Annotated in this window: 14 protein-coding genes and 2 pseudogenes; 3 read left to right on the top strand and 13 right to left on the bottom strand. The window is 34.5% G+C overall.

The genetic code is table 11. The features are described from left to right. Nucleotides 1–9: 9 nt before the first annotated feature. From TETH514_RS06780 to yqfC, 3 genes are read right to left on the bottom strand one after another with little or no spacing between them, the layout of a single operon-like run. A complete protein-coding gene (locus TETH514_RS06780; protein ID WP_003867919.1) occupies nucleotides 10–996 on the bottom strand; it encodes a PhoH family protein in 987 nt (328 codons plus the stop codon). After that, nucleotides 993–2180, bottom strand: coding sequence for a sporulation protein YqfD (gene yqfD, locus TETH514_RS06775; RefSeq protein WP_009052245.1), 1188 nt, complete (start codon nucleotides 2178–2180; stop codon nucleotides 993–995). The genes TETH514_RS06780 and yqfD overlap by 4 nt, the downstream gene beginning before the upstream one ends. An 11-nt stretch (nucleotides 2181–2191) precedes the next feature. Further along, nucleotides 2192–2461: a sporulation protein YqfC gene (gene yqfC / locus TETH514_RS06770; RefSeq protein WP_003867921.1), complete on the bottom strand. Its 270-nt coding sequence runs from the start codon at nucleotides 2459–2461 to the stop codon at nucleotides 2192–2194. 95 nt (nucleotides 2462–2556) lie between these two features. Here yqfC and TETH514_RS06765 point away from each other — a divergent pair, with 95 nt between their 5' ends. Continuing rightward, nucleotides 2557–3606, top strand: a complete 1050-nt coding sequence (locus TETH514_RS06765) for an asparaginase (RefSeq protein WP_009052244.1) — start codon at nucleotides 2557–2559, stop codon at nucleotides 3604–3606. 25 nt (nucleotides 3607–3631) lie between these two features. Here the strand turns inward: TETH514_RS06765 and TETH514_RS06760 are convergent, their stop codons facing one another. The 10 genes and pseudogenes from TETH514_RS06760 to ltrA form a co-directional block, all read right to left on the bottom strand. Beyond that, on the bottom strand, nucleotides 3632–4075 hold the full coding sequence (locus TETH514_RS06760) for a GatB/YqeY domain-containing protein (protein ID WP_003867923.1): 444 nt from the start codon (nucleotides 4073–4075) through the stop codon (nucleotides 3632–3634). Nucleotides 4076–4089: 14 nt separating this feature from the next. Next, the gene (gene rpsU / locus TETH514_RS06755; RefSeq protein WP_003867924.1) at nucleotides 4090–4275 is read right to left on the bottom strand and encodes a 30S ribosomal protein S21; all 186 of its coding nucleotides are present in this window, start codon (nucleotides 4273–4275) and stop codon (nucleotides 4090–4092) included. 111 nt (nucleotides 4276–4386) lie between these two features. After that, nucleotides 4387–4731, bottom strand: a complete 345-nt coding sequence (locus TETH514_RS06750; RefSeq protein WP_003867925.1) for a histidine triad nucleotide-binding protein — start codon at nucleotides 4729–4731, stop codon at nucleotides 4387–4389. Nucleotides 4732–4767: 36 nt separating this feature from the next. Continuing rightward, nucleotides 4768–6117, bottom strand: a complete 1350-nt coding sequence (mtaB, locus tag TETH514_RS06745; protein ID WP_009052243.1) for a tRNA (N(6)-L-threonylcarbamoyladenosine(37)-C(2))-methylthiotransferase MtaB — start codon at nucleotides 6115–6117, stop codon at nucleotides 4768–4770. 200 nt (nucleotides 6118–6317) lie between these two features. After that, nucleotides 6318–8471: a glycosyltransferase family 39 protein gene (locus TETH514_RS06740; RefSeq protein WP_009052242.1), complete on the bottom strand. Its 2154-nt coding sequence runs from the start codon at nucleotides 8469–8471 to the stop codon at nucleotides 6318–6320. Nucleotides 8472–8483: 12 nt separating this feature from the next. Continuing rightward, nucleotides 8484–8903: a GtrA family protein gene (locus TETH514_RS06735; protein ID WP_009052241.1), complete on the bottom strand. Its 420-nt coding sequence runs from the start codon at nucleotides 8901–8903 to the stop codon at nucleotides 8484–8486. 354 nt (nucleotides 8904–9257) lie between these two features. Continuing rightward, nucleotides 9258–10058: an ExeA family protein gene (locus TETH514_RS06730; RefSeq protein WP_009051793.1), complete on the bottom strand. Its 801-nt coding sequence runs from the start codon at nucleotides 10056–10058 to the stop codon at nucleotides 9258–9260. 17 nt (nucleotides 10059–10075) lie between these two features. Then, nucleotides 10076–11401 (bottom strand): annotated as a pseudogene (locus TETH514_RS06725) (DDE-type integrase/transposase/recombinase). A gap of 136 nt (nucleotides 11402–11537) precedes the next feature. Continuing rightward, entirely contained in the window at nucleotides 11538–12119 is a 582-nt protein-coding gene (locus TETH514_RS06720; RefSeq protein ID WP_009052240.1) for a DUF6431 domain-containing protein, read from the bottom strand. A gap of 140 nt (nucleotides 12120–12259) precedes the next feature. Then, nucleotides 12260–13153, bottom strand: a pseudogene (ltrA, locus tag TETH514_RS06715) (group II intron reverse transcriptase/maturase); the annotation flags it as partial. A 756-nt stretch (nucleotides 13154–13909) separates the two neighbouring features. On the opposite strand from ltrA, the gene TETH514_RS06710 reads away from it, so the two are divergent. Together TETH514_RS06710 and TETH514_RS06705 are read left to right on the top strand one after the other, a co-directional pair. Further along, nucleotides 13910–14233, top strand: a complete 324-nt coding sequence (locus TETH514_RS06710) for a helix-turn-helix transcriptional regulator (protein WP_009052238.1) — start codon at nucleotides 13910–13912, stop codon at nucleotides 14231–14233. A gap of 51 nt (nucleotides 14234–14284) precedes the next feature. Continuing rightward, nucleotides 14285–15454 carry a permease gene (locus tag TETH514_RS06705; protein WP_012268687.1) on the top strand — a complete coding sequence of 390 codons (1170 nt, stop codon included), beginning with the start codon at nucleotides 14285–14287 and terminating at the stop codon, nucleotides 15452–15454. Nucleotides 15455–15551 lie beyond the last annotated feature (97 nt).

Here is a 15551-nt window from a genome sequence, read left to right as displayed (position 1 = left end):
TTATTCCCCTCACTCCGGGATTTCTGATTTGTTTTCCCCCATGTTCTTCTCATAAATTTCATAAGCTTTTATGATTTTAGCTACAAGAGGATGCCTTATCACATCTTCTTCAGAAAGCATTACAAACTCTATACCTTCTATTCCTTTTAATATCTCCATAACCTCTTTTAGCCCGGATTTTTTACCTCTTGGCAAATCTATTTGAGTAACGTCACCAGTTATAACTGCTTTAGAACCAAAACCTATACGGGTTAAAAACATTTTCATCTGCTCAGGAGTGGTGTTTTGAGCTTCATCGAGTATTATAAAAGAATCGTCTAAAGTTCTACCTCTCATATAAGCTAGTGGTGCAACCTCAATTAAGCCTTTCTCCATGTATTTTTGGAAAACTTCTGCTCCTAAAATGTCGTAAAGCGCATCATATAAAGGTCTTAAATAAGGGTCAACTTTTTCTTGCAAATCTCCTGGCAGAAAACCTAACTTTTCTCCTGCTTCAACAGCCGGCCTTGTTAAAATTATACGACCTACTTCCTTATTTTTCATTGCGGTAATAGCCATTGCCATAGCCAAATAGGTCTTGCCCGTACCGGCAGGTCCTATTCCAAATACAATCTGATTTTTTCTTATAGCTTCTACATACCTCATTTGCCCATAAGTTTTGCACCTTATCTGTTTGCCTCTAGCTGTTATACAAACAATATCAGACATTAAAGACTTTAGTTTTTCTTCTTCTCCTGCCTCAATCATATTCATAGTATACAAAACATTTTGAGTAGTAATCACATCTCCCTTTTCAATCATTCCCATCAATTTGTTAAAAAGTTTATCAGCAGATTCCACGTTTTTTTCTTCCCCCGTTATCTTAATAGTTCCTCCTCTTAACACTATCTTGACATCTAATCCCTCTTCTATTAACTTAATATTTTCATCAAAGTTGCCAAACAAATTGGCAGCTTGCTCCATATCCTCAATATTAATAGCTAACTCCTTAATCAATGTTCCCCTCCTATATAAGAAATTTTTTCTTTCATTCCTATTTCCTCTAAAACCTCTGCAGTAATATTGGCTCTTAATATTTTATCTTGTATAATCACATAACTTTCTTTTTTATTTACTATCTTACTTTGAGGGCCTAAAACCTTCTCCAACTCCTTTAGTGCTTTTTCAAAAGCAATATTTTTTGCTTCCTCTTTAGATAAAACAATAGTTTTAGGTTTGGTTTCATAGTATACTTCTTTTATTATTCTAACTGGAAAGTTTTTTGATATTATCTCTTTTTCCTCTTTTTCAAAATTCTTAAAGTCTACTTTTTTAGGGGATATAGTTATAGTATTGTTACCAAAGATTATTTTTGTAACAGTTATTTTGTTGTTTGTCCTCTCAAAGACTTCTTTTTTGAGTTCGGCGTCAGCATAAACTTCATACCATGTCCTCCCAATAATTTGGCCATCAGCATGTACAAATCTTGTCTCTAGTCCTGGCTTTTCAATTATCCCTGTAACAATTATATCTCCCGCTTTTACTGTATCTCCAACTTTTTTTACCGCTTCCCCTTCTAAAACCGTCATCTTATAAATTATACCATCTTTTTTAGCTATTATATTGCATGGTTCATCTTTTGACAATACCTCTTGAGGTTTTGTTTTACCTACAACTTTTACAAAAGCATTAGTACCCTTTATATTTATTCCTATCCACGATATATCATTATTTTGTAATAAAAATTCTGTCTCTATTTTATTAACATCTATAGCAAATTTAGAAACTCCTGGCTTTAATCCTAAGTATGAAAGCTTTTCTAAAACTACTTTTTCATTTACATTGTTGACGGTCTCTATATTAATTTCCCATATAAAAGTAGAAAATGCATAAATAAGTATAAGAGAAACTATTGCCCCTAAAACCAACAATTTCCTTCTTTTTAATCGAGAAATCACAAAAGGCAATCCTTTTTTAGAAATCACTGAAACACGACAATTAGTTTTTTTCGCAAAAGATACTATTTCTTTAAAACCCTTTAAACTCACTTTTGCAACTATAGTAGTATAATTCTTACGCTCAATATCCCAAATATAGACATCATTTACCATTATGAGATTTAAAAATTTTTCAATTGACAAACCTTCAATCTTAATAATAACATATCCTTTTAAAAAATTCCATAATTTTATTGCAACCAAAAATACTCCTCCTATACCATTATTTCTATATTCATTATTTCGCCACTAATCGTTATAATCTCTGTCATTATAGAATTCACAATCATATTTTTACCTAATATTCTAACAACTCCAATTGTTGTATTTACCCTAATCCTTTCAGGAATATACTCAATAATTCCCTTGTGGTTTTCTATAGTAACATGGGTTTTCCCTATCAAAGTTATTTTAGGGAGATTCAACAGTACCTCTTTTGGAAAGTCTATTGCATTTACAAGTTCGTTTTTTGTCCCATCTTTCATACAGTAACCTCCCTTCTTTTAAAATTTTATGAGGAAGAAATTAAAAAAATTCTCTTGCTTTTTTATAGGTAATAGACCTTTTGAGTAATTAGAAAATGTATTATAATGAAAGTAAGAAAATAAATATTTCTATTACTGTAAATTATTTTTTGGGGGGATTTGCCTTGGAGAAAATAGTAATAATTTTTACGGGTGGAACTATATCCATGAAAAATGACCCTAATTTAAATGCTGCTATACCCTCTTTATCAGGAAAAGACATACTAAAAATGGTTCCCAACATAAAAGAAATTGCCCAAATTGAAATAATCCAATTTGGTAATTCCCCAAGCCCTCACCTTACTCCTGAGCTATTGGTAAATTTAAGACGAGAAGTTGAAAACGTAATCAAACAACAAGTAAAAGGAGTCGTCATTACTCACGGTACAGATACATTAGAGGAAACAGCATATTTTTTAGACTTAACTATAAATTCTGAAAAGCCAATAGTCTTGACTGGAGCCATGAAAAATTCTTCTGAAGTTGGATACGACGGTCCCAATAACTTAATTGCTTCTGTAATTACTGCTTCCTCAGAAAAAGCCAAAAATAAAGGAGTGTTAGTAGTTTTCAATAACGAAATACATGCAGCACGAGATGTCACAAAAACTCATACTTCAAGTATTGACACTTTTAAAAGCCTTGAAACAGGTCCAATAGGTGTTGTAGATAATAACAAAGCGTATTTTTATAGGAACATTGAGACAAGAAATTATATACCAGTAGACCATTTAGAGCCAAGAGTCAGTCTTCTAAAAGTCGCCTTTGGTATGGAGGATAAAATTATCAGATTCCTTGTTGATAGCGGAGAAAAAGGAATAGTAATAGAAGGAACAGGAAGGGGAAATGTACCTCCAAAATTGGCTGAGGGCATAGAATATGCTATATCAAAGGGAGTAATTGTAGTGTTAGTTTCAAGATGTCCTATGGGAAGAGTTGATGCCTCTTACGGTTATAAAGGTGGCGGAAAGCATCTTGAGTCCTTAGGGGTAATCTTTGGAGGTAATCTCTCAGGGCAAAAAGCTCGCATAAAACTCATGGCAGCTCTTGCTTATTCCAATAATTACAATGAAATCAAAAAATTATTTGAAGAAGAAAAGACTTGATACCTAATGGCATCAAGTCCTTTGTTTACTGTAGATACTTGTTTACCATGTCTTTAACAAGGTTGCCATCTGCTCTCCCTTTTACGATTGGCATTACCTTTCCCATCACTTTTCCTATATCGCTTTTAGTTTTAGCACCAGTTTCTTCGATAGCTTTTTTTACTATTTCCTCTATTTCCTCTTCGGATAGCTGCTTCGGTAAATAAGAAAGCATAATCTCAATTTCTTTTTTGGCTTTATCCACTAAGTCTTGCCTTCCACTTTTCTCGTAATCCGGCAACACTTCTTTTCTTTGCTTTATCTCCTTAGAAATTACATTGATGACCCCTTCATCGTCTAATTCTTTTTGAGTATCTTTTTCAACTTGGAGAATAGCTGCTCTTACCATACTTAAAATATTCTTTTTGAAATTATCTTTGTTTTTCATAGCTTCTACCATATCTTTGTATATTCGCTCTTTTAGGGGCATGGCAAGCACTTCCTTTATTTATTATATTTATATTTTCTTTTTCTTGCTGCTTCGGATTTTTTCTTACGTTTTACACTGGGACTTTCGTAATGCTCTCTTTTGCGAACCTCTGATAAAACGCCTGCTTTGGAACATTGGCGCCTAAATCTTCTCAGAGCATTGTCCAATGATTCGTTTTCGCCGACTCTTACTTCAGCCACTACTCTCCCTCCCTCCAGATAAACTGCTCAAGCTAAGCTGCGTATTCTGCTGCGATGTCTTGCTGAAAATTCTCATTTTATTATACTCCTAAAACCATAATGTGTCAATGATTAACCTGGTGGCCAAGTCATAAATCTACCCCCTAAAAGATGAAAATGTATGTGATATACCGTTTGTCCCCCGTCATTTCCACAGTTTGATACAATTCTATAACCTTTTTCGTCAATGCCCTCTTTTTTTGCCAATTCTTTTGCCACCATATAAGCATGAGATACTATATGTTTGTTATCCTCATTTAAATCTAACAATGTCGGTATATGTTCTTTTGGCACAATGAGGATATGCACAGGTGCTTGGGGGTTAATATCTCTAAATGCTACTACTAAATCATCTTCATAGACTATATTGGAAGGTACTTCTTTATTTATAATTTTACAAAAAATGCAATCTGACATCCTTTCACCTCCTCTTTTTATATTCTACACATCAGGTTAAATTCCTTCAATTTCTCCAATTAAGAAATTATCTTTTATTTCTTTTATTTTCACTGGAAAAATCTCATTTCTAAGTAACTTTATATCCCCTTTAACAGCTATACTTAAATAATTATCAGTCAAGCCTTCTACATAACCCTCCATATTCTTTACTGGTTGTTCAAAGAGGACTTCCAAAGTTTTCCCTATAAAACTCTCCATAAATTTATATTCACACCTATTAGACAATTCTATGAGCTTTTTACTCCTATCTTCTTTTATATGATTTGCAACTTGATTTGGAAAGTTGTATGCTCTTGTACCTTTTCTCCTTGAATATTTAAAAACATGCATTTTGCTAAAACAAATCTCTTCCACAAATTTGTAAGTCTTGAGAAACTCCTCTTCCGTTTCACCAGGAAATCCCACCATAACATCTGTAGTTATCGCCACATCCTTGATGTATTCTCTTAACCTATCAATTACACTTTTGTACTCCTTTGTAGTATATCTTCTTCCCATTCTTTTTAAGGTTTCATCACATCCACTTTGAAGGGATACATGATAATGCCTGCACATCTTAGGCAAGTTAGCTATTTCTTTCACAAACTCTTCAGTTAAAAAAGTAGGCTCAATAGAACTAAGTCTTATCCTTTTTATGCCATCTATTTCATGAATCATCTTTATAATGTCCAAAAGCCCAATATTTTTTAAATCTTTGCCATAGGAAGCTATGTGTATACCTGTGAGAACAATTTCTTTATACCCTGAATCAGCAAACCTTTTTACTTCATCTAGTACTTTTTTGGGGTCTCTACTTCTCACAGGTCCCCTGGCGTAAGGGATTATGCAGTAAGTACAGTATTGATTGCAGCCGTCTTGAATCTTTATATATGCCCTTGTCCTTTCTGTATAAGCTGTTACTCCAAATTCCTCATATTCCTTTTGAGTCATTATATTATTTACCACACTCAACTTTTGATTTTTTTGTGTAAATTCCTCTACTAATTCCACTATTTTGTCCTTATTTTTCGTACCAATCGCTATGTCCACTTCCGGAAGAGAAAAAGCTTCCTCTGGACTTACTTGCACATAGCAGCCAACAGCTACTACCAGCGCATCAGGATTTTTCTTTCTAGCTTTTCGTATCTCCTGCCTTGACTTCATATCACTTCTATTTGTTACAGTACAAGTGTTTATTACATAAACATCCGCTTTTTCGTCAAAATCAACTACTTCATAACCAGCTTTTTTAAAAAGCTCAGCCATGACTTCTGTCTCATATTGATTTACCTTACAGCCTAAAGTGTAAAAAGCCACAGCTTTTTTATGACCATTTCTTTTAAGAGATAAATCTACTCTTGTCACTTTTTAAGTGCTCCTCCTATTAAATCTTTTCTTCATATTATATCACATAAAAAGCACTTTCAGGAACTTTTATTTTTTCTGGAAGCCGTTGGCGTTGGAATTGTTTCATTAAATCAAGGAATCCCTTTTATTATACGGAATTCCTTGGGCTTTGTCTGCAGTCTGAAATGGCTACATTATTATAGCCATTTCAGAATATATCAATCGTTAATGTTAACCCCCTTTAGATCGTACAGTTGCCCAAAACTTCTATCATTAAAACCGCCAATATTAGGATTGCCTAAATTTGAATTTACATTATTTTCTACTTGATTTTGCTGATTATACGTCGTATTGGTATCACTCCACTCACTTTTCGAAACAACCTTGCCATTTTGTTGAACCCAATTCATTATTTCACTGTTTGAACCATTTCCTCTTCCATTTACTAGTACATATCTTACTTCACCTTTTTTGACTAACTGCTTAAATTGGTCTAAAGTCAGTATATTGTCAGTACCAGAAAAGCCTCCCAGTGCCATTACAGGTTCACCAGTTTTAATTATTATGTCTTCTGCATCCTGCGCTGAAGCAACAACAAGCAAATATTTTGCATTTCCTTTGTTCTTTTGTAAGAAACTTATTAATTTCTCATTAGAATTATCAACAGTAGTAGAGTCAAGATTTCTACCCTCTCTATTGTAGGCAAGGTCTAAACCGGCTGATGGGAAAGTCCCTGACATTGGATAAAATATGGTAGTCGCTGACCAAATTGTAGGAGCTACTAAAAGGCCTGCAAAAGCAGCAACAACCAGCACCTTCCTTAGCTTCATGTTTTTACTTTTTACTAAATTTAAAATAATAAGTATAGCTGCTGAGGCAAAGCATAAAACAGACAATACTATCATTATTATCTTAGGAATATTCGACATATTATAATGATACGACAATATTAAAATCTGAACTAAGCCGTTTATAATGAGGGCAACAGGTAAAATCCATGAAGTCCATCCACCTGTTTTATAAGATTGCCACATTGACACAAGACCAATGCCAACAAGTGCTACAATTGGTGGTGCAAGCATGGTTAAATAATATGGATGGAATAAACCTGTTGAATAGCTAAAATACAGGAAAACCGGCAATAGCCATGAAATCCAAAATATCAATGATAATTTTTCTTTATTATCAAAAGGCCTTTTTAATTTTGTGTTTATAGAGGCTGATATAAATCCAAATATTGCAATAGGGAATAGCCATATTATCTGATCAGAAAGGCTATTGTTGGAAAATAGCCTGGTTATGCTAGCTTTTTCTTGGCCTCCAAAAGTTCCGCCCATTCCTCCTGCACGTTGCTGTATATTTCTTCCCTTATTGGCTGGTGGCATCATGTTGTTTTGACCATCCAGGCCGAAATTATTCTGCGGCGGATTGTATCCGTCAAATTGTTTGCCAAACATATCTTGCCCATATTGGTTTGGTATTTGAGGAATAGGAGCAAAATTGCTATCTCTATCATTAATTGGAGGCTGACCCTGCCTATCAGAAATTCTTATGCGGTTCGCACCGCTTGGAAAACCGCTATTTCCAATTCCTAGCCTTTCAAGGCCGTTATGGCCTATTATGAGTTCCATTACTGTATTGTTGGTGCTGCTTCCTACGTAAGGTCTATCCTCTTTAGGTACTAGGTCCACAATTATCGCCCACGACAAAGAAATTAAAAGTAAAACGACTGTAGCAATAGCCAACTGGGACATCCTTTTTTTAATAGGTACTGCAGAAGAAATAATATACGTAAAATACAAAGCTGGAATGATCATATATGCCTGCAACATTTTTATATTAAAGCCAATGCCGACTAAGGCAAAGCTTAAAAGAAGATATCTCAACTTACCTTTTTCCGCGGCTTTAAGCAAAAACAAAGAAGCTAAAAGCAAGGTTAAAACAAGCAAGTTATCTATCGTATTATTTCTGCTATCTGCTACAAAAACAGGCGTTACTGCGAGGGATAAAGCCGCAATGAGCCCTGCTGTGCCGCCAAAACTTTTTTTTACGATAACATATATCAAGGCTACTGAAATAACCCCGGCAAAGGCTTGAGGAAAAATTAAGCTCCATCCCCTGAAACCAAATATTTTGGCAGAAATTGCCTGAATCCAAAAACCTAACGGCGGTTTGTCAACTGATACAAACCCAGCCGGATCAAAAGACACAAAGAAAAAATTTTTTAAGCTCATGGTCATGCTTTTTACAGCAGCAGCATAATACTTGTTTCCATATCCTTCTATACTTAAATTAGTAAAATTTAATACTGTCGACAAAGTTAAAATTAGTAATAATGTACACATCTCCTTCGAAATTTTTATCTTCCTCACCAGTAATTCCTCCTAACTAAATACCCATAACTTATATAAAAGAAAGTTTATCACTTGGGCTATAAGGGTAACAATTATTTTAGATATATACACATTTAATTGCAGATTTTTGACTAAATAATCAATAGTTAACATTGTAATCACAAGAGAAATTAAATTCGATACTAGAAACTTTACAAATTCCCAAAATATCTTACTATTAGCATTTTTTACTTCAAAAGTCCACTTTCTATTTAATACAAAGCTGTTTATCACTCCACAACTATATCCTATAGCTTGACTAAAAACGTAATTCACTCCAATTATTTTGTAGAATACGGTAAACACGAAAAAATCTATTAAAGTATTGGTTATTCCTACTGTTCCAAAGCGGCTTATATGTTTTAATTTTCCATTATAAATGTAATCTATCAGTTCAGATATTCTTTCCATATTCCTCTGGTATCTCCTTGTAATTTAATATACTTTCAATTATATATAGGGGCCTGCCCCTACTTTCATCCATAATCCTTCCTATATACTCTCCCATTATGCCAATCCACCCTAATATCAATCCAAACATAGCAATATTAACTGTCAATTCTCAAATTAAATCTCCAAAGATTTTCAAATTATAATGGCATTTTTTAAGTGCATAAAAGTATTTTTTCTCAAATTATCACAGCCTGATTAAAAATTTTTTTCACTTTTTAAGAGCATAACCGCCAAAATATGTTAATATCTGTTATTGGCAATTTGGGTTAATTGAAGTATAATAAAAAATGAGAGTAGCGAAAGCTACTACTCTCATAAACTGATTTCATTTTGTGCCTGGTATATTACTTCTTCATCTATTTCTCTTAGCCTTTTAGAATACGCATAGAGAAGAGAAGCCGTTACCAGGTTATTTATTATCCTTGGCAGCCCTTTTGTTAGAGAATATATTGCTTCATATGCCGATGGTGTAAATATATCATCCATCACTCCAGCTATTTTCATTCTTGTTTTTATATAATCTTGAATTTCTTCTTTTTTTAGCCCTTGCATTACATACTTTATAGAAATTCTTTGCCTTAGTGCACTGTTTACATTCAAGGCTAGTTTGTTTCTTATGTGTGGTTGTCCTGAAAGTATCAGTATATACGGGTTTTGAGAATCCATATTAAAGTTAAATATTATTCTCAAATCTTCAAGAACATCATTAGAAACCAGTTGTATTTCATCTAATATTATGACAGGAGTTATCTTCTGGCTATAGTAAAGTTCTGTTATCGCTCTTTGTATCTGGTGAAAGAGCGTTACTTTTTTGTATGAGGGGGTTTCGCCTAAAATCATAGCCAATGCTTGATAGAATTCTCTCACTGTGAGTGTAGAAAGGGCAAAGTAACATGGTTTAAATGTAGAACGATTGAGGCTTTCAGCATATTTTCTTAATGCGGTAGATTTGCCTGAACCGGCCTCCCCAACGACAAGTCCTATACCCCTTGTTTCTTGTAAATATTTTAGCCTGGCATTTAATTCAGCAATGTCTTCACTTATGTAAAGGTCGTTTACACTTATCTCTTTAGAAAATGGATTAAATTTCATTCCAAAATATTGGGTAAACATTGTAAACACCTCTTTTTTTAATCAATGATATCATTAAAGGATATTACTGGGGAATTAGGTTTTGCCGCAAAATCCACAGTATCTTCATTTTCGCTTACAACCTTTCTGTCTTCGATATATTCTACAGGAATTTTAGCATTATCATGAAAATTTACCTTATACGCTTCCCCTACTTTTTTGCCTTCATGAAAAAGTAAAAGGGGTGTATTATCCTTAAGCCACTGCGGGTCATATCTGACTTCTAAGCGCATACCTTTAAACTTTTCTTCTGTTTCGTAAAGTATATTTTCCACTTTAAGTGTGGCATCTTTGTTTACTTTACGATTTACTCTTATGAGAAAACATTCATTCAACATATCTATGTCACCACACATATTTACCCTTGATATTTGAGACATGAAAAAATCTAAAGGACTCATGCCAATACTGCTATGTTCTTTTCGGTTGTAATCATCCTCCAGCCATTTAAAAAACATCATATTGAGCTCATCTATACTCTTTATGGATGTAGGATCTATTGTGCTTAAAAATCTCATTCTCACCGTATGAAAGAATCTTTCTATTTTCCCTTTTGAATGAGGTGAAAAGGGCTCAGCATGAATAAGAGATGTACCTAATGATGCACATATATATTCAAATTGAGTGCTTCTATATATCTTTCCATTGTCAGTGTAGAGCATTTTGGGTATTCCCCTTCTTAGCACTGCTTCTTTAAATGAGTCTCTTAAAGCTAAAAAATTCTGGGTATAGTAAAAGCGAGCATAGGTACACAGCCTGGAAGCATCATCTATATATGCAATAAGGTACGTTTGTCTCTTTGTTTTACCTTCTTTAATATATGGCCCATACATGACATCAGTCTGCCACAGTTCATTGATGGATTCATGGGAAAATCTCTTTGTTTTACCCTCTTTTTCTTTATCTAAAGATTTTACAGGAATGTTTTTCAAAAACCTATAGAATGTCGAAAGGGATACTTTATCCGGTGATATTACTCCCTCTCCTATCAATGTCTCATAAAGAAGTTTGTTGGGCATTTCAGGATGTTCAAGCTTCTTTTGCTTTATTCTCTCTGAAAGTTCAAAGTCTATCTTTCTGTATTTGCCTCTGTCGCTTCGATAACCCGGCTTTAACGCTTCTATACCGCCTCTTAAATACTGATATAGTCACCCTCTAAGTGTCTTGGGAGTATATCTTCTCATTCCAAGATAAGGTATCTCAATAGGTTTATCGGAAAGAGCATCAAAATATTCTTTCTGATTTTTTACCTGTCCGTTTAGCACCGGACTTATCAGTGAAAATCTCTTTAATGCTATAGCTTCTCTCGCTTTTTCATCAAGCATTTATATGTTCCCCCTTCACTTTTTTGATTTCTTAATCGTAATTTTAGCTCATACCTGGGGGACATTAAAGGAAAAAGTTATGTTGCTAAGAAAAAATCAAAATTTTTATTTAAATCTTTCGGATTTAATGCTAAAATTATGTGAGAGAGGCCAGAAATGATTTTTGGCAATGAGCATAAAACCGTTGGGAAAAGAGTGGTACAATGCTTATTATGTCCAAAATCTCTCTGGCCCTCTCTCTTTGTGAGTCAGTCTCAGATAACTTTATGTAAGGGTCTATTTGCCTTAATCCGTATATGATAAAACTTAAATTATTCATTATCCTTTTGGTGTAAAAATATATATGCTGTCTTGAAAATAGTATGGTGGGAAAGTTTCTTTTTAAGTCACTTATGAAAGAACTGAGAGTTTTTTCTCTGAGAAGTGTCTCTTTTAAAGACTTTACAATCATATTGAAAGAATACTGAAAATGGGGGAGACAGAAATCAGGAAGGTAGGAAAGAGTTCTTTTGTACACAGGACATATATATCTTCTTATGGCTATTTTTATACAGTTGGATCCGTCTAAATAGTAACGGTAATAAAACCCGTGCTTTTTTAGTTTTACTCTACACTTGCAATCGGGATAAGGACATCTATCTGGCGGGGCAGGGAAATTGTAATCTTTGCCCTTTCGTAAATACTCTTCAATGTTATCAACATGGAAAACTATTTGCATAAGTAACCTCTCCAATTAAAATTAATGCTAAAGGAATCTGAAAAAAATTTATCAAATTCCTTTAGCATTAATTTTATCACAAGATTATTTAATCTGAAAAATTTTATCGGTTTTGGGCTAAATTAATTTGAGAAATGACATTTGCTTTCTATGAATTTCTTTATGCTCTTCATTACTCTGTTTCCTGCAGACCTGCTTTTTACATATATGTTGCAGTCATCTGCGTACCGACAGAATTTGTGTCCTCTCTTTTCAAGTTCTTTGTCTAGTTCGTCCAACATTATGTTTGCTAATAGGGGACTTAATGGCCCTCCTTGGGGTGTCCCTTCTTCTGTTGATACTTTGACTCCGTTTATCATTACTCCTGATTCTAAGTATCTTCTTATTAACTTTAGTACTCTTTTGTCTCCTATCCGCTTTTCTAGTTTGGACATTATTATGTCGTGGTTTACTCTGTCAAAGAACTTTTCTAAGTCCATATCTACAACCCATGTATATCCTTCATTTATATATGCTTCTGCGGCTTTTATTGCGTCTTTTGCACTGCGTCCTGGTCTGAATCCATAACTGCTATCAGAAAATGTATGGTTGTAGACTCTATTTAGTATTTGGGCTATTGCTTGTTGTATTAACCTATCTAGTGCTGTAGGTATTCCTAGTAGTCTTACTCCTCCATCTGGTTTGGGAATTTCTACTCTTCGCACTGGTTGTGGTTTGTATTTCCCCTCCAGCAGTTGTTGTTTTATGGTTGGCCAGTTTTCTTTGAGATACGGTAGAAGTTCATCTACTTCCATCCCATCGACTCCATGGCTTCCTTTATTTGCAACAACGCGCTTGTATGCTGCTCTCATGTTTCCTCGTTCTACTATCATTTCAAGCATCTTGCTGGTATATCTTTGTACATCGTTTCTTCTATCTTTTGACGCCGATGATATACTATGCACTTCCGTTGTCTTTTGAAATTCCATTTCTCTATTCAACGGATAGCCTCTTTGTTGAGTTGTCTGCAGTCTCTGCATATCTTTCGAGTCCATAAGATTTCCAAAACCTCCTAACGTTCGGCCCTTCCTTATCTATTCATGACTAGATAAGTACTATGACCTCTGCTGACTTCTCAAGGTTCAACCATACATCACTGTATGGGTTGTCACTTCAGAGTTCACTTTAGTGACTTATCCTTGAGACCTCCCCGGGTAAGAACGATAACTTTCATCTCATATATCTGCCAGATTTACTGTATGGGATTCGGGTAGTGTTGGACTTCGTTTTGTTACGCAAACTCATCCATCCCAATTCAGCCTCTTATCTGGTTCTTGTTCATCAGACCGAGATTTTGCCTTAAGCTTCCTTCAGATTCCACCTCACGATGGACACCCTTGCTCTTGGCTAGTGGTTCCCACTACCAAGCCCACAGCGGACTTTCACCGCCTAGTTATCGCCCATGCCGGGCGCACATACAAAAAGGCAGATACTTTTTGCATCTGCCTTTTCACTTTGTCGTGGCGGCTTTTAATATTCCTGATTCGGACCTCCTAAAATTTCAATAAATAGATAAACTTTGTCAGAATCTGGATTGTACTATTTTTAATAAGCACCTCCACAACAATCTTCCATGTATTTGATTTGGTATCAATATCAATATCGTACTGGTTTTTTTGTTTTAACTCCCTTTTTTTCTTGTTGTATTTAATTATTAATGAGCCAACTTTTGTCTTATTGGGTTTTTGAAAATTTTTTGTTGACCTAATATTTCCTATATGCTAATATAGGAAATATAGGAGGTGAATCCCATGGCAGAAAACATCTATGAACTCCGCGCAGAATTTTTTAAGGCCCTTTCTCATCCGACAAGGCTGAAAATTTTAGACGTAATTTTAAATGAAAAGGAGATTTGCGTATGCGAAATTGTAAATAAAATAGGTGTAGATCAATCAACAATATCAAAACATTTAAATATATTAAAAAAAGCTGGCATTTTAGAAAGCAAAAAAGAAGGTCTTTCAGTATTTTACAAAGTAAGATTCCCTTGTATGAAAGATTATTTTATCTGTATTGACAAAACCATAAAGTGTGATCTTGTAACTAAGGTTTCCTTTATTGACTCCAGTAAGTAGAAAGTTGAATAATTTTGTTAATATTAAAATTTATCAAAAAGGAGGCCACAAATGAAGGAAGAAATTAAAAAAATTCTAGTCATTGCAGGTGTTTTCTTTTTTGTTTACTATATGCCTTTAGAGAGCATGCACTTTAAAGGGGCTGTCATAGAATCCCTTTACATGCTTCAAGATTATGCAAGGCATCATGTATTAACCTGCTTAATACCTGCTCTTTTCATAGCAGGTGCAATTTCAAACTTTATTTCCCAGCAGGCGGTTATGAAATATTTCGGCGGTGGGGCAAAAAAATGGCTTTCCTACGCGGTCGCCTCAGTATCCGGAACAATTCTTGCTGTTTGCTCGTGCACGATTTTGCCACTTTTCACGGGAATTTATAAAAGAGGAGCTGGTCTTGGTCCCGCAATAGCGTTTTTGTATTCGGGACCTGCAATAAACGTCCTTGCAATAATAATGACAGCAAGAATTTTGGGATACAAATTGGGAATAGCAAGGGCAGTTGGGGCAGTGTTATTTTCAATTGTTATTGGCTTAATCATGGAAATAATATTTAAAAAAGAAGATGTGGCAAGGTTGTCAAAAATCTATCAAGTTTCAACAAAAAATGAAGGAAGAAGCCTATTGCAGGATTTTTTGTTTTTTGCAAGCCTTGTATTTATATTAATTTTTGCAGCATGGGGTAAACCCGCACAGCCTGTAGGATTTTTCAGTACTGTATATAACGTAAAATGGTACTTGACAGTATTTTTCCTTGTGATCCTTACAATAATCCTTGTTAAATGGTTCAAAAAAGAAGAAATTACCTCATGGATTGAAGCTACTTGGAGTCTTGCCAAACAGATACTTCCCCTTCTTTTTGCAGGTGTTGCGATAGCAGGATTTTTAATGGGAAGGCCTGGGTATGATGCGGGAATACTCCCCTCAAGGTATGTTGAAGCTCTTGTCGGTGGAAACTCATTACTTTCAAACTTCATTGCTTCAATAATAGGTGCTTTTATGTATTTTTCTACTCTTACAGAAGTTCCCATAATTCAGGGCCTTTTGGGTTACGGTATGGGGCAAGGTCCTGCCCTCGCACTTTTGCTCTCAGGACCTGCTTTGAGTCTCCCCAGCATGCTTGTAATTAATAGCGTCCTCGGACCAAAAAAGACTGTTACCTATGTAAGTTTAGTAATTATAATGTCGACTTTTATTGGATTTGTTTTTGGAAATTTTTTTTAAAACTATTTTAGATTAAATGATTTTCTTTTAAAAATTTATGATAAAATTAAAATGTTTATATGAAAATAAAGCAAATAAATGAAATTAAAGGAGGAAA

Origin of the sequence: Thermoanaerobacter sp. X514 (assembly GCF_000019065.1) — a bacterium.
In the GTDB taxonomy this organism is placed as follows: Bacteria; Bacillota; Thermoanaerobacteria; order Thermoanaerobacterales; family Thermoanaerobacteraceae; genus Thermoanaerobacter; species Thermoanaerobacter pseudethanolicus.
Note: the sequence above shows the minus strand (reverse complement) of the source record. Positions and strands in the feature narration are given on the sequence as shown.